Raw genomic sequence first — 19776 nt, 5'->3', positions numbered from 1 at the left:
CTCGCCCTCCGGCGGCCGACCGGGCCGCCCGGCGGGCGATTGCTTCGTACCGGGGGTTGATCCGGCGTCAGGAGAGCTCTTCACTTGTCATGGCACCGACGTCCATGATCCGCGCGCCGTGCCGCTCCACCCGCTCCGACGCCTCACCCGACGAGTCTGGAGATCCCCTCATGTCCGTGCCCCCTCTGCGGCGCGCCGTCGTGGCGCTCGCGGCCCTGCCGCTGCTGGCGCTCGGCGCCGGCCAGGCGCTGGCCGCCCCGGCCCCGGCACCGCACCCCACCGCTCCCGCCCAGGCGTCCGCCGCCCGGGCCACCGCCACCGCCACCCAGGTGTCCGCGATCGAGGACGAGGTCGCCCGCGCGCTGGCCGGCGCCCTCACCGACGCCGCGCTGCGTGACCGGCTGCGGTCCGCGACCGCCGACGCGGCCTCCGGCGCCGCCGATCTCGGCCCGCTGGCCGCGGCCGCCCAGGGCCCCGCCGGCCGGCTCGCCGCCACCACCGCGCAGGCGGACCGCCGGATCGCCGCCGCCAAGGGCCTCGGCGACCTCGGCCCGCTGCTGCGCGTCCAGTTGGCCGACCCGTCGATGCGGGCCGCGCTGGACGCGGGCGCCGCGCCGCTGGTGGCCACCGCCGTCGCCGACGACCACGCCCGCACCGTCCGCGCCTACGACACCGCAGGCCGGGCCCACGCGCTCGACGCCACGGCGGTGCCCGGGCAGCCGGTCTACCTGGTGGACATCGACACCGCCAGGACGCTGGCCGCCGGTATGGCCGTCCTCCAGCGGGAGTTCGCCGCACGCGGTCTCGACACCGCCGGCGGTGCCGCCGCGGCGAAGGGGCCGGGGGCGGCGAACGGGTCGGTGACGGCGCAGGGACCGGGCGCGGCGCAGGCGGCCGGCGGCTGGTGGGCCACCAAGATCAGTGGCATCGAGGTCGCCGACGACGAGGAACCCTGGTTCAAGGGCGCCGCCGAGATGTTCGGCCTGGTGACCGGCTTCGGCCAGGACGGCAAGGTCCGGGTCGACTCGGTCGCCATGCCGTACCTCCAGTACGACGGCACGGTGTACTACCCGAACCAGATCCTGGTGAACTGGTCGAACTACAAGTACAACCTGGCCGACGTCGTCCTGATGGAGGACGACGGCGACACCAACTACCTGGCGCTGGCCCAGGCGGTGGCCGCCGTCCTGCTCACCATCGCCGACCAGGGTGCCTACATCCCGCTGGTCAACGCCGTCCTGGCGGCCCTGCCGACCTCCTGGTGGGTCGACGACCCGGACTACGTGGAGTCCTGGTACACCCTCGCCCGGACCAGTTCGGGCCGGCTCAACGGGGCCCGCGGCAACGGCTGGATGACCGTCGAGCCGTACTTCGTCGAGCAGTTCTGACGTTCTGACGTTCCGACGGTTCCGACCGGGCGGCCACCCGCGGGGCGCAACCCCGCGGGCGGCCACCCGGCCGGTCAGCGCCGGGCGTTCAGGCGTCGGGTCGGCTCGGCGGTGCTCGGGTCCTCCGGCCACGGGTGGCGCGGGTAGCGGCCCCGCAGCTCGGCCCGGACGGCCCGGTAGCCCTCGCGCCAGAACGAGGCGAGGTCGCCGGTCACGGCGGCCGGGCGCCCGGCGGGGGAGAGCAGGTGGACGGTGAGCGGCACCCGCCCGCCGGCCAGCGCGGGCGCGGCGGCCCAGCCGAACAGCTCCTGCAACTTGACCGCCAGCACCGGCCGTTCGCCGCTGTAGTCGACCCGGATCCGGGAGCCGGACGGCACCGTGATCCGCTCCGGCGCCAGTTCGTCGAGCCGCCCGGCCGCGCCGCCCGCCCAGGGCAGCAGCCGCTGCAGGGCGCCGGCGGTGTCGATCCGGGCGAGGTCGGAGCGCCGCCGGGCGCGCGAGAGTTCGGGCTCCAGCCAGTCGTCCGCCCGGGCCAGCAGGGCCTCGTCCGAGACCGCCGGCCAGGGCTCGCCGAGCGCCGCGTGCAGGAAGGCCAGCCGCTCGCGCAGGCCGGCCGCCCCGGCCGGCCAGCTCAGCAGCTCACCGACGCCCTCCCGGGCCAGCCCCTCCAGCAGCGCGGCCCGCAGCAGCGCCGGCCGGGGCCGGTCCAGCGTCGCCGCGGCCAGCTCGACGGCGCCCAGCGACTCCACCCGTCGGGCGGTCACCTCGCGGCGCCGGACGTCCCAGCGCACCTCCTCCCGGGTGGTCAGCAGCGGGGCCCCCGCCAGCCGGGCCGTCTCCTCGTCCAGCGCGGCCGCGTGCAGCACCCGCGCGGACGGCGAGCCGGCCGGCCGGTCCGCCGCCGCGACGGCCAGCCAGGGCACCGAGCCGAGCGCGGTGCCCGGCGCCAGCTCGGCGGCGGTGCCCGAGGCCATCAGGTACGGGCTGCGGGCTCCCGGTTCGGGCTTCTCCACCCGGGCTCGGGCGATCCGCTCGGGGAAGGCCAGCGCCACCACCAGACCGACCGCCGTCGCGTCCGGCAGCGGGGTCGCCGGGCTCCCGTCCACCCCGCGCAGCAGTCGCCGCACCTCCTCGCGCCAGCGGCTCGGGTACGGGTCGCGGCCGTCCCGGACGGTCCGCAGCACGGCGCCCAGGTCGTCCCCGAGGGCGCGCGGCGGCTCCTCCGACAGCAGGGCCACCACCTCGGCGGCGCGCCGCGCGCCGACCGCCGGTGCGCCGTCCACCAGGGCGCGGGCGAGCCGGGGGTGGAGCCCCGTCCGGGCCAGCCGGACGCCGCGCGCGGTGGCCCGGCCGTCGGCGTCCACCGCGCCGAGCGCCCGCAGGGTCTGCCGGGCGGCGGCCATCGCCCCGGCCGGGGGCCGGTCGGGCAGCGCGAGCCCGGTCGCGTCCGGGTCGCCCCAGCAGGAGGCCTGGAGGGCGAACGGCGTCAGGTCGGCGAGCGCGATCTCGGGCGTCGGCCAGCGCGCGGCGAGGGCGTCCTCGGCCTCCGCCCAGCAGCGGTAGACGGTGCCCGGCGCCTCGCGCCCGGCCCGCCCGGCGCGCTGCCGGGCGGCGGCCAGCGACGCCCGGACGGTCACCAGGCCGGCCAGGCCGCGCGCGTGGTCGGTGCGCGGCTCGCGCGCCAGGCCGGCGTCGACCACGACACGCACCCCCGGCACGGTCAGCGAGGACTCGGCGACGGCGGTGGACAGCACCACCCGGCGGCCCTCGCCCGCCGCGAGCGCCGCGTCCTGCACCGACTGCGGGGCCCGGCCGTGCAACTGGAGCACCTGCGCCGGGGCGTCCGCGAGCAGCCCGGCGACCCGGGTGATCTCGCCGACGCCCGGCAGGAAGCAGAGCACGTCGCCCCGGCACTCGGTGAGCGCCCGCCGGACGGTGGCCGCGACGTGCTCCAGCAGCGCCGGGTCGACCCGGGTGCCGTGCGCGGGCCGGACGGCCCGGGGCGGCGGCGCCCACACCACGTCGACCGGGTGCGAGACGCCGTGCGCCTCGACGACGGGTGCCGGGCCCTCGGCGCCGCCGAGCAGCTCGGCCCAGGCGGCGGTGTCCGAGGTCGCCGAGGCGCAGACGATCCGCAGCTCCGGCCGCAGCGCCGCCCGGACGTCCAGCAGGAAGGCGAGCGCGGTGTCGGCGTCCAGGTGCCGTTCGTGGCACTCGTCCAGCACCACCACGTCCACCCCGGGCAGTTCCTGGTCGCGCTGGAGGCGCTGGAGCAGGACGCCGGTGGTCACCACCTCGACCACGGTGTCCGGCCCGACCCGGCGCTCGCCGCGCACGGTGTGGCCGACCTCGGCCCCCACCGTCGAGCCGAGCAGCCAGGCCATCCGCCGGGCCGCCGCCCGCACCGCGAGCCGGCGCGGCTCGGCGACCAGCACCCGGCGGAGCGGGCGGTCGCCCTCCTCGGTGAGCAGCCCGGCGAGGGCCAGCGGCACCAGGGTGGTCTTGCCGGTGCCGGGCGGGGCGGCCAGCGCGGCCACCCCGCGCCGGTCGAGCGCGCGGTGCAGGGCCGGCAGGGCGGTACGGACGGGCAGATCGCGCCAGGCGGGGTTCACCCGGACAGTCTCCCCGACTCCCGGACTCCCTGGCCCGGCCCGGCCACGGCGGCCCCGACTCCCCGGCCCGGCCGCGACGGGCGCCGGTCCGACGGCCCCGGCGGCCCGCTCAGTCCCGTTCGGAGACGAAGATCGCCGTGCCCGGGATCAGCCGCCCGCGCAGCGGCGACCAGCCGCCCCACTCCTGGTCGAGTCCGGCCGGCCACTCCGGCTCCACCACGTCCAGCAGCCGGAACCCGGCGCCGACCAGCTCGCGCACCCGGTCCCCGATCGTGCGGTGGTGCTCGACGTAGGTGGCCCGGCCCCGCTCGTCCTGCTCGACGTAGGGGGTGCGGTCGAAGTACGAGGCGGTGGCGGTCAGCCCCTCGACGCCGGGCTCGTCCGGGAACGCCCAGCGGATCGGGTGGGTCACCGAGAACACCCAGCGCCCGCCGGGCCGCAGCACCCGGTGCACCTCGCGCATCAGCGCGCCGGTGTCGGCGCTGAACGGCACCGCCCCGTACGCCGAGCAGGCCAGGTCGAAGGCGCCGTCGGCGAACGGCAGCACCGCCGCGTCGGCCTGGACCACCGGTACGGGCGTGCCGCCGCGGGCGAGGTCGATCCGGCGGGAGTGCTGGAGCTGGCGGTGCGAGATGTCCAGCGCGACCGGCCGGGCGCCCCGGGCGGCCAGCCAGCGGGAGCACTGGGCGGCGCCGGCGCCGATCTCCAGGACGCGGCGGTCCGCGACCTCCCCGAGCAGTCGGGCGTCGGCCTCGTCCAGGCCCTCCGGGCACCAGGTGAAGCGGTCGTCGCCGAGGAACTCGCCGTGCTCGTCCTGGTATTCGTCCGCGTTGCGGTCCCACCAGTGCCGGCTGGCCCGGCTGCTCTCGCCGGCCTCGGCCTCGCGCCTTAGCGCGTCGTCGCCGTCGTCGTCAAGATCATGCGGGTCGGACAGGGGGGTGGTGGCCACGGTGATAGAGCCCATCGCGTAGGGTGTGGTCTGCGGAAGCGCCGCTGCCGCGAGCCGGCCCGTCAGGGCCCGGATCCAGGCGGTGGCATCCGGGGAAGGGCTTCCTGCGGACGCCACCATAGGTGCGCAATCGGAGGATATGGCCTGATCCATACCGGCCTCCACCGTCTTGGCGCCCTTGGCGTTGACCGTGCCTGGCCGTCCCCGTATGCTACAAGTTGCGCTGCGGGCCTGCGCGCCTCGGACGGAGCAGGTCGCGCTCGCATCTGTCGAAGACCCCACGGTCGCAAGACGGACACCGATTTCTCGCTGTGCGGGATGTTTCGGTGCGCCGTGTTCTTGGCTGTCCGGCTTTCGGTGGGAGCGATACGGGCCCTCCGCGTGGCATTACCTACGACTTCATGTCCGCACCGGAGCCCTTTTCCTAATGACGAGCCCCACCGACTCCTCCCTCAGCACCACCCCGCAGGTCGCGGTCAACGACATCGGCGACGCGGAAGCGTTCCTCGCCGCGATCGACGAGACCATCAAGTACTTCAACGATGGCGACATCGTCGAGGGCGTCATCGTGAAGGTCGACCGTGACGAGGTGCTCCTCGACATCGGTTACAAGACCGAGGGCGTCATCCCGTCCCGTGAGCTCTCGATCAAGCACGACGTCGACCCGCACGAGGTCGTCTCCGTCGGGGACAACATCGAGGCCCTGGTTCTCCAGAAGGAGGACAAGGAGGGTCGTCTCATCCTGTCCAAGAAGCGTGCTCAGTACGAGCGCGCCTGGGGCACGATCGAGAAGATCAAGGAAGAGGACGGCATCGTCACCGGTACCGTCATCGAGGTCGTCAAGGGTGGTCTCATCCTCGACATCGGCCTCCGTGGCTTCCTGCCGGCCTCGCTCGTCGAGATGCGCCGCGTCCGCGACCTCCAGCCCTACGTGGGCAAGGAGCTCGAGGCCAAGATCATCGAGCTGGACAAGAACCGCAACAACGTGGTCCTGTCCCGCCGTGCCTGGCTGGAGCAGACCCAGAGCGAGGTCCGCCAGACCTTCCTCACCACCCTGCAGAAGGGTCAGGTGCGCTCCGGCGTCGTCTCCTCGATCGTCAACTTCGGTGCGTTCGTGGACCTCGGCGGCGTCGACGGTCTGGTTCACGTCTCCGAGCTGTCCTGGAAGCACATCGACCACCCGTCCGAGGTTGTCGAGGTCGGCCAGGAGGTCACCGTCGAGGTTCTCGACGTTGACATGGACCGCGAGCGCGTCTCCCTGTCGCTGAAGGCGACCCAGGAGGACCCGTGGCAGCAGTTCGCCCGTACCCACCAGATCGGCCAGGTCGTTCCGGGTAAGGTCACCAAGCTGGTTCCGTTCGGTGCGTTCGTCCGCGTGGACGAGGGCATCGAGGGTCTGGTCCACATCTCCGAGCTGGCCGAGCGCCACGTCGAGATCCCGGAGCAGGTCGTCCAGGTCGGCGACGAGATCTTCGTCAAGGTCATCGACATCGACCTCGAGCGTCGTCGCATCAGCCTCTCGCTGAAGCAGGCCAACGAGGCCCTCGGTGCCAACCCGGCCGAGGTCGAGTTCGACCCGACCCTGTACGGCATGGCCGCTTCGTACGACGACCAGGGCAACTACATCTACCCGGAGGGCTTCGACCCCGAGGCGAACGACTGGCTGCCCGGCTTCGAGAAGCAGCGTGAGGAGTGGGAGCGCCAGTACGCCGAGGCGCAGTCCCGCTTCGAGCAGCACCAGGCCCAGGTCATCAAGAGCCGCGAGGCCGACGCCGAGGCCGCTGCCGAGGGTGGCGACGCTGTCGCCGCCGCCGCCGGTGGCTCGTACTCCTCCAGCAGCGACGAGGGCTCCGGCGCTCTCGCTTCGGACGAGGCCCTGGCTGCCCTGCGCGAGAAGCTGGCGGGCGGCCAGAGCTGAGCTCTCGCCCTTCGCTAGTGCCCTGCGCATAGCCGCTTGATCGATGAGCCCCACCCGGAACTCCGGGTGGGGCTCATTGTTTTGGGCATTCACTTATTTGTTCCTTATCTGCTGGATTTTTGTGATAAGGGGCTCATCGGGCGCCTATGGGCGATTCGGGACCTAGGCCCTACCTTGGGATGAGTTGCCCGACGGGTCGTTCACTCCGGCCCCACACGCTAGGCACCCCCCGCACATGCGCCGTAGCACCGCAGTGACACCCCCCGCCCGCACGTCCGCCGGCCGTCAGGTCGACGGGCGGCTCGCTGCCCTCGGCCGGTTCTGCTTCCGGCACCGGCGGTGGGTCCTCGGTCTCTGGGCCGTCGTCCTGGTGGTCGGGGTCCTGATCGGCGGCCGGGTGTTCGAGGGGTCCGTCGCCGGTGCCTCCTCGGCCAGTTCCGAGGCCGACCGCGGCAGCGCGGTGGTCACCGCGGCCGACCCGGCCCGGGGCACGGTGACCGCGGTGGTGGACGGCAGGCCCGTCGACGACCCGGGGGTCCGGGACGCCGTCACCCGCGCCACCGCCGAGATCGCCGCACTGCCGGGGGTCTCCTCGGTCAGCGACGCCTACGGCCCCGGCCCGGCCGCCGCCGCGCTGCGCTCGGCCGACGGCGACGCCGGCCTGGTCTCGGTCCGGATGGCCGACGACAGCACCGCCGCGCAGGCCGACGCCGTCGGCCAGCGCCTCGCCGGGATCCGGGCGGACGGGGCCGAGGTCACCGTCGGCGGCGACCTCGTGCTGGAGCAGGAGGTCAAGAAGCAGACCGAGAAGGACACCCGGTTCGGCGAGATCGTCACCCTGCCGCTCACCCTGGTCGTCATGGTGCTGGTCTTCGGCGGCCTGGCCGCCGCCAGCCTGCCGGTGATCGGCGCGGTCGCCTCGGTGGGCGGCGCGCTGCTGGCCATGTTCGGGTTCAGCAGGATCATGGACATCGACACCAGCGTGCTGCCGATCGCCACCGTGCTGGGACTGGGCCTGTCGATCGACTACGCACTGCTCATGGTGAATCGTTTCCGCGAGGAACGCGGGCACGGCGCGGGCATCGCCGCCGCCGTCGAACGGACCGCCGCCACCGCGGGCCGGACGGTGGCCTTCTCCGGACTGACCGTCGCCGTGGCGCTCTCCGGCCTCTTCGTCTTCACCAGCCCGGTGCTCGGCGCGGTCGCCGCCGCCGGAGTCAGCGTGGTGGTGATCGCCGTGGCCGCGGAGCTGACCCTGATACCCGCGCTGCTCGGCTTCGCCGGGAGCCGGATCAAGGCACCGAGCGCGCCCGTCCCCGACGAGGGCTTCTTCAGTCGCACCGTCCGCCGGGTCCGCAAGCGCGCCGTCCCCGTCGCCCTCGCCTGCACCGCGCTGCTGATGGCCGCCGGGGCGCCGTTCCTGCACGCCGACATGCGGACCTCCGGGGCCGCCGTGCTGCCCGCCTCCTCGGCCGGCCGGCAGGTCGCCGAGACCATCGACCAGCGCTTCCCGCAGTCCGCCCCGGCCCCGATCACCGTGGTCGTCGAGGGCGGCGCGCCGGTGGCCCAGGCGTACGCGGACGACGTGGTCGCCAAGCTGCCCGGAGTGGACGGCGTCCGGGCGGTGACCCCGGTCGGCGACCGGCTCTCCACCATCGACGTGCTGGTGCACGGCGATCCCCAGGGCGCCGAGGCCGAACAGGTGGTCAAGGAGCTGCGCGCCGACCGGAGCGGGCTCACCACCTACGTCACCGGCGGGGCCGCCTCGGTGGTCGACTTCCAGCACGAACTGCTCACCCGGGGCCCGATCGCGCTCGGCCTGGTGGCGCTCGGGACGCTGGTGCTGCTCTTCCTGATGACGGGCTCGCTGGTGATGCCGGTCAAGGCCCTGCTGATGAACCTGCTCTCGCTCGGCGCCTCCCTGGGCGCGCTCACCCTGGTCTTCCAGGACGGCTGGTTCAGCGGTCTGCTCGGCTTCAGCCCCACGGGCGGGCTGGAGACGTTCATCCCGGTGCTGGTCTTCGCCTTCGCGTTCGGCCTGTCGATGGACTACGAGGTGTTCCTGCTCGCCCGGATCAAGGAACTGCGGGACAAGGGGCACAGCTGTACCCGGGCGGTCGAACTGGGCGTCCAGCGCAGCGGGAAGATCATCACCTCGGCGGCCCTGCTGATGGTGATCGTCTTCGCCGGATTCGCGCTCGGTGACATGCTGATGGTCAAGCAGATGGGCATCGCGCTGGCCGTCGCCGTGGCGGTGGACGCCACCCTGGTCCGCTGCCTGCTGGTGCCCGCCGCGATGAGCCTCTTCGGCGAGTTCAACTGGTGGGCCCCGGCTCCGCTGCGGCGGCTGCACCGGCGGTTCGGCCTCAGCGAGCACGTCGAACTGCCGGCCATCGAGCCGGCCGTGCTGCCGGTGCCGCGGGCCCCCGTCCACGACCTGGCCGGCGCCGGGGTGGCCGCGAACACCTGATCAGCCGGGCTGCCGGAGCAGGGCGAGCCGGCCGGCGGTGCGGTCGAGGTCGCGCAGCGGACCGGAGCCGGCGGGCAGTCCGGCGAGCGGGTCGGCGCCGATCAGCACCAGGCGGGTGTCTCGGTCGCAGCAGACGTCGACCAGGTTGGCGAAGCGCTGGCGCGCGTCGGAGGAGGCGGCGGCCAGCGGCGGCCCGCCGCCGTGCGCGGCGGTCAGGGCAGGCGGCGCAGCAGGGCGACGGCGTCGCGGAGGGTCTCCCGCTCCCCGGGGGTGAGTCGGGCCTCGATGGCGGTGGCGATCCGGGCCTCGCGGCGGGCGCGCTGCTCGGCGAGGGCGGCGCGGCCGGCCCCGGTGGGGGAGACGAGCAGCTTGCGTCCGTCGGTGGCGTGCGGCTCCTGGGTGACCAGGCCGGCCCCGGTGAGCAGCGCGACCGTGCGGGCCATCGACTGGTGGCGGACGCGCTGGCGGGTGGCGAGTTCGCTGACGGTGAGGGCCTGCCCGTCGCGGATCAGCAGGCCGAGGACGCCCGCCTGGTTCTGCGGCAGGGGGTCGCCGGGGCGGAGCGCGCGGACCAGGTCGCCGACGGCGGCGCGGAGGTCGGCGGCCAGTTCGAGGGTCTCCGGACGCGGAGCGGCGGCGGTGTCGCGGCCGCCTGCGGTGTCGCTGGTCATGGGAGAAGTCTATCGCTCAGGTGTACAGCGAAACTGCACAGCCTTGCTGTACAGTTTTCCCATGCGAATCACCAAGTTCGGCCATGCCTGCGTCCGCCTGGAGCACGGCGGCACCACCGTCGTCGTCGACCCCGGGATGTTCACCGACCCCGCCGCCTTCGCAGGTGCGGACGCGGTGCTGATCACCCACGAGCACGCCGACCACTTCGAGGAGGCCCGGCTGCGCGCCGCTCTGGAGGCCGACCCGGCGCTGCGGGTCTGGACCAACCGAGCGGTCGCCGACCAGCTGGAGGGCGTCGCCCCTCAGGTCGCGGTGGTCGGCGAGGGCGACGCCTTCGAGATCGGCGGGATCGAGGTCTCCGTGCACGGCGAGTGGCACGCGGTGATCCACCCGGACATCCCGCCGGTGAAGAACATCGGCTTCCTCTTCGGCGGCCGGCTCTTCCACCCCGGTGACGCGCTGACCGTGCCGCCGCACGTCGTGGAGACGCTGCTGCTCCCGATCGCCGCCCCCTGGACCAAGGTCTCCGAACTGGTCGACTACGTCCGGGAGGCGGGCCCGCGCCGGGCGCTGCCGATCCACGACGCGGTGCTCAGCCCGGCGGGCCTGGCCGTGCACACCCGCCTGGTCGGCCCCGGCGGCCCGGGGACGGGCGCCGAGCTGCGCACCCTCGGGGACGGCGAGAGCCTCGACCTGGACTGAGCCGGGTCGGGGCTGACCGCGGGCCGGGGGCGCCGGTAGCCTGGCGCCATGCTGAAGATCGGACTGACGGGTGGCATCGGTGCGGGCAAGAGCGAGGTGTCGCGGCTGCTCGCCGCCCACGGCGCGGTGATCGTGGACTCGGACGTGATCGCCCGTGAGGTGGTCGCCCCCGGGACGGACGGCCTGGGCGCCGTGGTGGCCGAGTTCGGCGAGGGCGTGCTGCGGCCGGACGGTGCGCTGGACCGCCCGGCGCTCGGCGCCGTCGTCTTCGCCGACCCCGAGCGGCTGCGGGCGCTGAACGCGATCGTCCACCCGCTGGTCCGGGCCCGGTCCGCCGAGCTGGAGGCGGCCGCCGCCCCGGACGCGGTGGTGGTGCACGACGTCCCGCTGCTGGCGGAGAACGGTCTCGCCCCGCTGTACGACCTGGTCCTGGTGGTCGACGCCGACGACGAGGTGCGGATCGACCGGCTGGTCCGGCTGCGCGGCATGACCGAGGAGGAGGCCCGGGCCCGGATGGCCGCGCAGGCCTCCCGGGCCGACCGGCTGGCCGTCGCGGGCGTGGTGATCGACAACAGCGGACCGCTGGAAGCACTCGCCCCCCGGGTCGACGAGGTCTGGAACGCGTTGAAGACCCGTCAGGGCTGACCCTTCTCGAAGCCGGCCGGGAAGGCGATCATGGGGGGATGGCCGATCACCCCGCTCCCGCCGCCGCTGCCGCACCCGCCGCCGCATCCGCACCCGCTGCCGTTCGCCTCGCCGAGTACGCCCGACGCGACCTCGAAGAGATCCTGGGCGCCGGTGACGATCCCTTCGGGGTCGCGCACACCGGCCTGACCTGGCTGCCGAAGGAGATCCACTTTGGCGTCCGGGCGGCGGACGGCCGCCTGGTCGCCCACGCCGGCCTGCTGCCGCTGCCGCTGACGGTCGGCGGGACGGACACCGAGGCGGTGGGGGTCGGCGGCGTGGCCGTCGCCCCCGACGCCCGGGGCCGGGGCCTGGCCCGGGTAGTGGTCGGCGCGGCCCTGGCGCACGCCCGGACGCTGGGCCCGCGGTACGCGCTGCTGTTCTGCCGGCCGCCGCTGGTCGCGCTCTACGAGCGGCTCGGCTGGCGGGAGGCGGCGGGTGAGGTGCTGGTGGAGCAGCCGGGCGGGCGGGTCGTGCCGATGCCGCTGCGGACCATGTGGACACCGCTGACCGAGGGGGCGCGGCTGCCCGACGGGCCGGTGCGGCTGCGGTCGTTGCCGATGTGAGCCCGCCGTTCCCGCCCGCACCCCGGCGGCCGGTTCAGGCGCGGGCGGTTCAGGCGCGGGCGGCCTCGCCGGCGTGCTCGGCCGCCGCGGCGGCCAGCGCCCGGACGAAGGGGTGCGCCCGGGTGCCGTCCCCGGCCAGTTCGGGCTGGAAGAGGGAGGTCCGCCGCGCGCTGGCTGGACGCTCCCGACCTGGCGCCGGACGCGGCCCGGCTGCGGGCCGCCACCGCCGTCGACGGGTTCCGCCCGGCCGCGCGCTACCTGGGTACGGACGTCCGTGGCCTGCTCGCCCTGGTCGCCGCCGGGCACGGCCTGGTCGTCCTCCCGGCCCCGGCGGCGGAGGGCGCGGCGGGTGTCGTCGCCGTGCCGGTCCGGGAGCCGCGGCTGGTCCACCGGACGGAGCTGGTGCACGGCAGCCTGCCGGAGGGTCCGGCGGCGCTGCTGGCCCGGCTGCTGGCCGGCTGACGGACTGTCGGTCGGGCGGAACCCGGGCGGAACCCGGGCGGGCTTGGCGGTAGGGCGGTCCGGCGGGTCCGGTCCCGGCCGAGTCTCAGCCGACGACCGGCGCGCCGTGGCAGCACGGCCGGCCGAGCTCGAAGCAGACGTACTCCAGGCAGCCGAGGCAGATCGAGAGGTTCTCCAGCCGCCAGCGCTCGCCGTGGCAGGAGCAGTACGCCCGGCCGCGCAGCAGGGCGTCCCAGCCGGCCGCGCCGCCGTTCGCCCGGTGGGCGCTCGCCACGTACGCGGCCGTGGCGGCGTCGTGCGGCCGGCCCTCGCGGATGGTCCACAGGTGCCAGCAGTACAGGGCGAAGAACGGCTTCCCGTGCACCAGCCGGTCCGGGGCCCGCCCGCCGGCCTCCCAGGCCCGGACCAGGTCGCCGACCCGGTCGGCGAACGGCTTCCCGGTCCCGATCAGCGGCCAAGGCGCGGGCGGTGGAGCCGAGTTCGTCGGTCGGTCGTCGGTCATGTGCCACCCCTTCCGGCGCCCACCGTAGGGCATCGGCGTCCGGCGACGGCCAGGGGGGCGGCGACGAGGAGTCCGCCTTCCGGTACCCCTCCCGGGACCACTGCCCCGGCGCGGTCCTGAGCTGCCGCGGCCGCGCCCGCGCCCGGTGGTCGGCGGGACCGCCCCCGGCCGCCCGCCGGACCGACCGGCCGCCGCCGTACGGCCCGGAACCGGGCCCGGCTACCCTGGGCCGGAACCGAACGGGTGGAGGTGGGGGGCATGAAGCCCTTGCGCAGGGCTGTCCTGGCGGCGGCCGCCGTGCCGCTGCTGGCGCTGACGGCGTGCCAGAGCGGCGGTACGGGGACGGGGGAGGCCACCCCGTCGGCGGGTGCCACGACGCGCACCGGCGGGCCGACGGCCGAGGTGCGGTTCCCGGAGAAGGTGCTCCTCGACACGCTGCCCACCGCGACCGAGGTCGGCGGGCTGGTCCTCTCGGTGAGCACGCACGCCGGGACGCCGGACGAGCGCTGCGTCCTGGTCACCGTCGGCGCGGACGGCGCCGCGCGGAAGGTGCGCAGCTTCGCGGTCAGCAACGGGCTCGCCAAGCCGCCGACCAACATCCGCGGCTGTGCGACCCCGGCCGGCTTCACCGCCGGCTTCGCCGGGATGGTCGGCACCGCGCAGTACGGCTTCCAGGACGCGGACCACCCCGGTGAGCCCCGCGTCTCCGTGCTCGGCCAGGGCGGCCCGGCCGACCTCAAGGACATCTCCGGCCTGCCCGCCGCCGGTGCGGGCACCCGCCAGAGCGCCCCGGTCGTCGACCCGGTGAGCGGCGAGGTCGTGCACTGGACCGAGTCGAGCGGTCCGGCGGCCGACGGGCGCCTGCGGGCCGTCCGGCCGGACGGCACCGGGGAGCACCCGGTCGAGGGGATCGGCGTGCGCGCCCCCGAGGCGCTCGCCTTCCTCGGCGGCCGGGTGGTGTCGGCGCAGGTGGCGAAGCGGGCGGTGGCCAACGGCGACGGCTCGCTGACGGTCGCCGCGGACGACCGGCGGACCGTCCGGGTCGGCCCGGTGGCCACGCTCGCCGCCAACCCGGTCGCGGAGGTCAGCGGCGGAGTGCTCAACCCCAAGGCGCTGGTGGGCGACCGCCAGGTGCTCAGCGCCGACGGGCGCGAACTCGCGCTGGCCACCGTGGACACCGCCGACCCGGCCCACCCGCGGATCGCGCTCAAGCCGCTCGCCACCATCCCCGAGCAGTTCTGGGGGCCCGCCGTCCAGGAGGAGGCGTTCGTGGTCGACCGCGCCGCCAACGCGGCGTACACCACCGTCCAGCACGGCTCGGAGGACCAGGGGCAGCGGGTGCTGGTCCTGCGGGTCGACCTCGCCACCGGCGCGGTGAGCGCGGTGGCGATGCTGCTGACCGACGGTGGGCGGGTGATGCCGCTCGCCGTCGTGGCGTAGCGGCACCACGCGCCCCCGGCACCACGCGCCCCCGGCACCACGCGAACCCCGGCGCCCGGGCCTACTCGGCCGGGCGCCGGAACAGGGCGCTCAGCAGCACCGGGATGCCGAAGAGCGGCGACTCGGGCCCGTGCGGCACCATCGGGCGGATCTCGATCTCGGTGAACTCCGAGAAGAGGTGGCGCAGTTCGTCCGGGGTGTAGGCGAGGCCGCCGTCCAGCCGGCCGTTGCGGTAGAGCTCCCGGTCGGGGAGTTCGGAGCCCATGGCGCCGGCCGCGAAGGCGTTCACGACGAGGTGCCCGCCGGGCTTCAACACCCGTTCCAGGAGGGCGAGGTAGCTGATCCGCCGATGCGGCGGGAGGTGGTGCAGGCAGCCCGAGTCGTACACCAGGTCGTACTGCCGGTGCGGGAGTTCGACGGTGAAGATGTTGCCGCAGTGGAAGCGCACGTCGGCGCCGGCCTCGCGGGCCCGTTCGCCGGCCCAGGCGACGGCGGTGGGGGAGAGGTCGACGGCGTCCACCTCGAAGCCCTGCGAGGCGAGGTGGATGGCGTTGCGTCCGGGGCCGGCGCCGAGGTCCAGGGCACGGCCGGGGGTGAGCAGGCCGCGGTCCAGGTAGGAGACGAGGTTCTCGTCGGGCTTGGGGACGAAGAAGGGGCGCGGCGCGGAGCGGTCCGCGTAGAACTGGTCCCACCAGTCGCGGGCCTGGTCCGTCCACCGGTCGGCGGCGGGGAGGAAGAGCTGGTCCAGCAGGTTCAGGACGTCGTCGGTGGTGCGGATGTCGCGGTGCATCTGGTCCTCTCCACGGGCGGACGCGGGGCCGTCCGGTCCCCTCGATTCTAGTCGCCGGAAGGGAGAAAGTGGCTGGTGAGAGGCCATTTCCCGGCCGGTGGAGGCCGTGCCGGAAGCCCGCCGGGGCGGTCCCGACGGCCCGTCGGACGGCTCTGGCCCCACCCCTCGCGGCCCGCCGCGTCCGCCCGCCGGGGGTGCCTCCGGCGGCCGTGGAGGGGGCGTGGGGAGCTCGGCGGAGGGGGCCGTTTCCCCAGCAGGAGGTAAAGCTTTCCGGGCCGTCACCGGCCGCCGGTCGCCCCGCCGCCGGTCGCCCCGCCGCAGGCGTGGTCGAGCGCGTGGCCGATCGCGGTAGCGACGTCCTCGGCGACCAGGGTGGGCCGGTACGCGTCCTGCGCCCACGGGCGGCCGGCCGACACCCAGACGCTGCCCAGGCCGAGCGCGTGCGCGCCCGCGATGTCGGCGTGCGCCGAGTCGCCGACCATCCAGGCGCCGCTGAGCGGCTGCCCCACCGTCTCGGCCGCGGCCCGGAAGATCTCCGGAGCGGGCTTCTTGTGGCCGACGGCCTCGGAGACCACCCAGCCCTGGACGATCCGGTCGAGCCCGGTACGGCGGATCTTCGCCTCCTGCTGCCCGGTACGGCCGTTGGTGACGATGACGCACGCCCAGCCGTCGGCCCGGGCCCGGGCCAGTGCCCGGCGGGTGGGAGCGGCGACCTCCACGAGGTCGGCTCCACCGTTGTCGAGCAGGGCGTCGACGGCGCGCGCCGGTACCGAACTCCCGTACCGGGCCGCCAGGGCGGCGGCCATCCGGTCCTCCGGGGTGTACCCGCTCGCGTCGAGCTCCGCGATCCAGCCGAGGTCGCTGCCGGGCAGGCCGTGCTCGGCCAGGAACGCCCGGGCGGAGGCCAGGAAGGCGGCATCACGGTCGATCAGGGTGTTGTCGAGGTCCAGCATCAGCAGCGGCATGACCGGCAGTAGACCACAGGCGTCGCCGGCGACTTCAGGGCCGGACGGGCAGCTCACCGCTGTGCAGGGCGGTCAGGAAGGAGCACCAGGCGTCGGCGGTGAAGGTGAGGGAGGGGCCGTACGGGTCCTTGCTGTCCCGCACCGGCACCGCACCGGGGGCACCGTCCGCGACCTCCACGCAGTTCCCGCCCTCGCTGCCGCTGAAGCTGCTCTTGCGCCACACCAGGTCAGTCGTCATTTCCGTACCCCTCCGCGACGAGATCGTGCATCCAGGACAGGGACTCCTCGGCGTTCATGGCGGTCGACGCGAGCTGGTCGAACACGAGCACATGACGCGCGATGTCCGACTCCTTCTCCAGGTAGAGGCTGCTCGTCAATGCCTCGACATAGACGATGTCGCCCGGTACGTCGGCGAAGGAGAGAATGTGGAAGGCCATGCTCATGGCGGGGTGCGTTCCGGTGCTGAAGGGAAGCACCTGGATCGTGACGCTGGGCTTGTGCGCCAACTCGGCGAGATGGCGCACCTGGGCGCGCATGACCTCTGCCCCGCCGACCGCGCGGCGCAGGGCGGACTCGTTGAGGACCGCCTGGACGACCGGCGGATCGGCGCGCTGGAAGACCTCCTGGCGCTGGATCCGGAGTCTGACCCGGCGTTCGATCTCACCGTGCCCCTGCTCCGACGGCGAGATCCGGAACATGGCGCGGGCGTAGTCCGGCGTCTGCAGCAGCCCGGGGATCAACTCGGTCTCGTAGGCGCGTATGCGGGCGGCATCGGCCTCCAGCCCGACGTAGGTCTGGAACCAGTCGGGGAGGGCGTCCCCGTAGTCGTGCCACCAACCCCGCTGGGTGCTGCGGCGGGTCAGTGAGATGAACTGCCGCCGCTCGAAATCGTCCCGGACGCCGTACAGTTCGAGCAGTGCGCGGACGTCCGATTCCTTCAGGGTGGTCTGGCCCGATTCGATGCGCGAGACCTTTGCGGCGCTGAATCCCAGGGTGTCGGCGACGGTTTTCGCCTGCAGCCCGGTCTGCTCGCGCAGGCGGCGGAACTCGGATCCGAGCCTACGCCGGAGCACGGTCGGGCTGTCCACTCTGGCCGCTCCTTGTCAGTTGACGTCGAGTCACAGTCTGCCACCTCCTCTCGTGATCACAAGAGTCTTACCAGTCCGCGCAATTCCATGCGTGCGAATGTGCGGAAGGCGCGGGGTTCGGCGGAATTCCGGCGGGAGTGATGCCGGTGAATAGCCGGAATGCCGGGGTGGTGGTCGTGCCGGGAGCGGGAAGTCGGCCGGCTCGGATATTCACTCCGCACGCGACCCGTCCGTGGCGGCCTGGCACGCGGGCGTCCGACCGTCTAGACAGGAGGGGTGAACAGAGAGACTCCCGGCCGTGTGGTGGCCGTCGGATCGGTGAACGCCGACCGGATCCTGCGCTGTCCCGTCCTGCCCGCGCCCGGTGAGACGGTGCTGGTGACCTCCGTCGACGAGGGCTTCGGGGGCAAGGGTGCCAACCAGGCGGTCGCCGCCGCCGCGCTGGGGGCCGCCACCCACCTGGTCGCGAGGGTCGGCGCGGACGACGCCGGCCGCCGGGCACTCGCCGAGCTGCGGCGCCGCGCGGTCGGCACCGGCACGGTGGGCACCGAGGGCGCGGCCGCGACGGGGCAGGCCCTGGTCATGGTGGATCCCGGCGGGGAGAACAGCATCCTGGTGCTGCCGGGCGCGAACGCGCTGCTCTCGGCCGGGCACGTCGCCGCCGCCCTCGCCGCGCTGCGGCTGCGCGCCGGCGACGTGGTGCTGACCAGCGGCGAAGTCCCGCTGCCGTGCCTCGAAGCGGCGGCCGCGGCCGTCGCCGCGGTGCCGGGTGCGCGATGGGTGCACAACGCCGCGCCGGCCGGGACGCTCCCGGCCGGCGCGGCCGGACCGGGCACCCTGCTCGTCGCCAACGCGGTCGAGGCCCGGCAGCTCACCGGCGACGACGATCCGGCCGGGGCGGCCCGGGCGCTGGCGGCGCTCGGCGGGGCCGCGGTGGTCACCCTCGGCGGCGACGGCGCGCTGGTCGCCGAGGACGGCCGCGGCGAACGCGTGAAGGCGCCGCCGGTGGCCGTCGTCGACAGCACCGGCGCCGGTGACGTCTTCTGCGGCGCGCTCGCCGCCGAACTCGCCCACGGCCTCCCGCTCGCCCGGGCGGCGGCCACCGCGGTGGCCGCCGGGGCCTTCGCCGTCACCGCGCTCGGTGCCCGCGGCGCCGTGCCGGGCCGCGCCGACCTGGAGCGGTTGCTCGGAGGGTGAGGCCCGGGCCGTTCGCCGTCACGGCGCCCGGTGCGGCCGCCCTCGGCGTGCGTCGTGGGAGCGCGGTCAGTCGTCGGTGCCCGGTTCGGGGCCGGTGGCCGGGTCGCGGGTGAGCAGGTAGCGCGCGCCCGGGCCGGCCGCGGCGGCACGGTCGGCGGCGTTGTACAGGGCGCAGCGGGAGAGCGAGAGGCAGCCGCAGCCGATGCAGCCGGTGAGCTTGGCCCTGAGTCGCTCCAGCTCGGCGATCTGCTCGTCGATCCGGTTCTGCCAGGACCGGGCGACGCCGTCCCACTCGGTGCCGGTGGGGGCGCGGTGCTCGGGGAGCCGGTCCAGGGCGACCCTGGCCTCGTCGAGGGAGAGGCCGACGCGCTGGGCGGCGCGGACGAACGCGATCCGGCGCAGCGTGCCGCGGGTGAAGCGGCGCTGGCCGCCGGTGGTGCGGGTGGCGTGGATCAGTTCGAGCTTCTCGTAGTAGCGCAGCGCGGAGGTGGCGAGGCCGCTGCGTTCGGAGAGCTGGCCGATGGTGAGCAGGTCGTGCCGGCTCGGTCCGGTGGAGGCTCCGGAGTTCTCGCCGCGGGCGGATGCGGGGGCGGTCATGCCGCTCACTGTAGCCGCTTGACTTCAAGCTGACTTCAAGTTGCAGGATCGTGGGCATGACGACGAACACCGCCACCGCGGCCGGCTTCGAGCAACTCCCGGACCTGATCGGCCGGATGACCGGCGCCGAGAAGCACGGCCCGGCCGCCACCTCCACCCTGGACGTGCTCTGGGTGCTGTACGACCGCGTCCTGCGGGTCACCCCGGGCACCGCGGAGGACCGGGAGCGGGACCGCTTCCTGCTCTCCAAGGGCCACGGCCCGATGGCGTACTACGCGGTGCTGGCGGCGAAGGGCTTCATCGACCCGGAGCTGCTCCCGAGCTTCGGCGCCTACGACTCGCCGCTCGGTCACCACCCGGACCGCCTGCTGATCCCCGGGGTGGAGATCAGTTCCGGCTCGCTCGGGCACGGTCTGCCGCTGGCGGTCGGGACCGCGCTCGGGCTGCGCGCCCAGGGGCTCGACGACCCGGCGGTCTGGGTCCTGCTCGGGGACGCGGAGTTCGACGAGGGCTCGAACCACGAGGCGCTGGCCTTCGCCGGCGCGTACGGGCTGGACCGGCTGCACGTCGTCGTCATCGACAACTCCTCGGCCACGCACGGGTGGCGGGGCGGCATCGCGGCGCGCTTCGCGGGCGAGGGCTGGTCGGCCGAGACCGTGGACGGGCGCGACCACGAGGCGCTGTACGCGGCGTTCACCGCCGAGCACCCGGGGCGCCCGCGCGTCGTGGTGGCCCGGGTGGAGCCGAAGAACCCCTGAGCGCCGCGTCCGTCCG

General features: G+C 74.9%; 18 protein-coding genes. 9 read left to right on the top strand and 9 right to left on the bottom strand.

The window, feature by feature from the left end; all coding sequences use genetic code 11:
* The first annotated feature begins 170 nt into the window (after nt 1-170).
* Nucleotides 171-1388 carry a DUF3103 family protein gene (locus tag ABZ495_RS03765; protein ID WP_359834284.1) on the top strand — a complete coding sequence of 406 codons (1218 nt, stop codon included), beginning with the start codon at nt 171-173 and terminating at the stop codon, nt 1386-1388.
* Nucleotides 1389-1462: 74 nt separating this feature from the next.
* Here ABZ495_RS03765 and hrpB read toward each other — a convergent pair whose 3' ends face one another.
* Both hrpB and ABZ495_RS03755 read right to left on the bottom strand, forming a co-directional pair.
* On the bottom strand, nt 1463-4000 hold the full coding sequence (hrpB, locus tag ABZ495_RS03760) for an ATP-dependent helicase HrpB (protein WP_359834282.1): 2538 nt from the start codon (nt 3998-4000) through the stop codon (nt 1463-1465).
* A 109-nt stretch (nt 4001-4109) separates the two neighbouring features.
* Nucleotides 4110-4964, bottom strand: a complete 855-nt coding sequence (locus ABZ495_RS03755) for a class I SAM-dependent methyltransferase (protein ID WP_329487184.1) — start codon at nt 4962-4964, stop codon at nt 4110-4112.
* A 412-nt stretch (nt 4965-5376) separates the two neighbouring features.
* On the opposite strand from ABZ495_RS03755, the gene rpsA reads away from it, so the two are divergent.
* Together rpsA and ABZ495_RS03745 are read left to right on the top strand one after the other, a co-directional pair.
* Nucleotides 5377-6867 (top strand): 30S ribosomal protein S1, encoded by a 1491-nt coding sequence (rpsA, locus tag ABZ495_RS03750; protein WP_329487183.1) that lies wholly within the window; start codon nt 5377-5379, stop codon nt 6865-6867.
* A gap of 235 nt (nt 6868-7102) precedes the next feature.
* On the top strand, nt 7103-9337 hold the full coding sequence (locus ABZ495_RS03745) for an MMPL family transporter (RefSeq protein ID WP_359834280.1): 2235 nt from the start codon (nt 7103-7105) through the stop codon (nt 9335-9337).
* Nucleotides 9338-9549: 212 nt separating this feature from the next.
* Here the strand turns inward: ABZ495_RS03745 and ABZ495_RS03740 are convergent, their stop codons facing one another.
* Nucleotides 9550-10008: a MarR family transcriptional regulator gene (locus ABZ495_RS03740; RefSeq protein WP_359834279.1), complete on the bottom strand. Its 459-nt coding sequence runs from the start codon at nt 10006-10008 to the stop codon at nt 9550-9552.
* Between the two features lie 61 nt (nt 10009-10069).
* On the opposite strand from ABZ495_RS03740, the gene ABZ495_RS03735 reads away from it, so the two are divergent.
* From ABZ495_RS03735 to ABZ495_RS03725, 3 genes are read left to right on the top strand one after another with little or no spacing between them, the layout of a single operon-like run.
* Nucleotides 10070-10711 (top strand): MBL fold metallo-hydrolase, encoded by a 642-nt coding sequence (locus ABZ495_RS03735; RefSeq protein WP_359834277.1) that lies wholly within the window; start codon nt 10070-10072, stop codon nt 10709-10711.
* Nucleotides 10712-10759: 48 nt separating this feature from the next.
* Nucleotides 10760-11356 (top strand): dephospho-CoA kinase, encoded by a 597-nt coding sequence (coaE, locus tag ABZ495_RS03730; RefSeq protein WP_359802408.1) that lies wholly within the window; start codon nt 10760-10762, stop codon nt 11354-11356.
* 38 nt (nt 11357-11394) lie between these two features.
* Nucleotides 11395-11961 carry a GNAT family N-acetyltransferase gene (locus tag ABZ495_RS03725; protein ID WP_359802405.1) on the top strand — a complete coding sequence of 189 codons (567 nt, stop codon included), beginning with the start codon at nt 11395-11397 and terminating at the stop codon, nt 11959-11961.
* A gap of 547 nt (nt 11962-12508) precedes the next feature.
* On the opposite strand, the gene ABZ495_RS03720 is transcribed toward ABZ495_RS03725, so the two are convergent.
* The gene (locus tag ABZ495_RS03720) at nt 12509-12925 is read right to left on the bottom strand and encodes a hypothetical protein (RefSeq protein ID WP_359834275.1); all 417 of its coding nucleotides are present in this window, start codon (nt 12923-12925) and stop codon (nt 12509-12511) included.
* Between the two features lie 258 nt (nt 12926-13183).
* Here ABZ495_RS03720 and ABZ495_RS03715 point away from each other — a divergent pair, with 258 nt between their 5' ends.
* Nucleotides 13184-14365: a hypothetical protein gene (locus tag ABZ495_RS03715; RefSeq protein ID WP_359834273.1), complete on the top strand. Its 1182-nt coding sequence runs from the start codon at nt 13184-13186 to the stop codon at nt 14363-14365.
* Between the two features lie 61 nt (nt 14366-14426).
* Here ABZ495_RS03715 and ABZ495_RS03710 read toward each other — a convergent pair whose 3' ends face one another.
* From ABZ495_RS03710 to ABZ495_RS03695, 4 genes are all read right to left on the bottom strand, one after another.
* Complete coding sequence (locus ABZ495_RS03710) at nt 14427-15155, bottom strand: methyltransferase domain-containing protein (protein ID WP_359834271.1); 729 nt, start codon at nt 15153-15155, stop codon at nt 14427-14429.
* Nucleotides 15156-15433: 278 nt separating this feature from the next.
* Complete coding sequence (locus tag ABZ495_RS03705; protein ID WP_359834270.1) at nt 15434-16120, bottom strand: HAD family hydrolase; 687 nt, start codon at nt 16118-16120, stop codon at nt 15434-15436.
* A gap of 34 nt (nt 16121-16154) precedes the next feature.
* Nucleotides 16155-16358, bottom strand: a complete 204-nt coding sequence (locus ABZ495_RS03700; protein ID WP_329487168.1) for a DUF397 domain-containing protein — start codon at nt 16356-16358, stop codon at nt 16155-16157.
* Nucleotides 16348-17208 (bottom strand): helix-turn-helix transcriptional regulator, encoded by an 861-nt coding sequence (locus tag ABZ495_RS03695; protein ID WP_329487167.1) that lies wholly within the window; start codon nt 17206-17208, stop codon nt 16348-16350. The genes ABZ495_RS03700 and ABZ495_RS03695 overlap by 11 nt, the downstream gene beginning before the upstream one ends.
* A 276-nt stretch (nt 17209-17484) precedes the next feature.
* On the opposite strand from ABZ495_RS03695, the gene ABZ495_RS03690 reads away from it, so the two are divergent.
* Nucleotides 17485-18405 carry a PfkB family carbohydrate kinase gene (locus ABZ495_RS03690; protein WP_359834268.1) on the top strand — a complete coding sequence of 307 codons (921 nt, stop codon included), beginning with the start codon at nt 17485-17487 and terminating at the stop codon, nt 18403-18405.
* Between the two features lie 66 nt (nt 18406-18471).
* On the opposite strand, the gene soxR is transcribed toward ABZ495_RS03690, so the two are convergent.
* Nucleotides 18472-19002: a redox-sensitive transcriptional activator SoxR gene (soxR, locus tag ABZ495_RS03685; RefSeq protein WP_329487165.1), complete on the bottom strand. Its 531-nt coding sequence runs from the start codon at nt 19000-19002 to the stop codon at nt 18472-18474.
* A 56-nt stretch (nt 19003-19058) separates the two neighbouring features.
* Between soxR and ABZ495_RS03680 the strand changes: the two genes are divergently transcribed.
* On the top strand, nt 19059-19760 hold the full coding sequence (locus ABZ495_RS03680; RefSeq protein ID WP_329487164.1) for a thiamine pyrophosphate-dependent enzyme: 702 nt from the start codon (nt 19059-19061) through the stop codon (nt 19758-19760).
* The last annotated feature ends 16 nt before the right edge of the window (nt 19761-19776 follow it).

The organism is Kitasatospora sp. NPDC005748, from assembly GCF_040630735.1.
Lineage (GTDB): Bacteria > Actinomycetota > Actinomycetes > Streptomycetales > Streptomycetaceae > Kitasatospora.
Note: the sequence above shows the minus strand (reverse complement) of the source record. Positions and strands in the feature narration are given on the sequence as shown.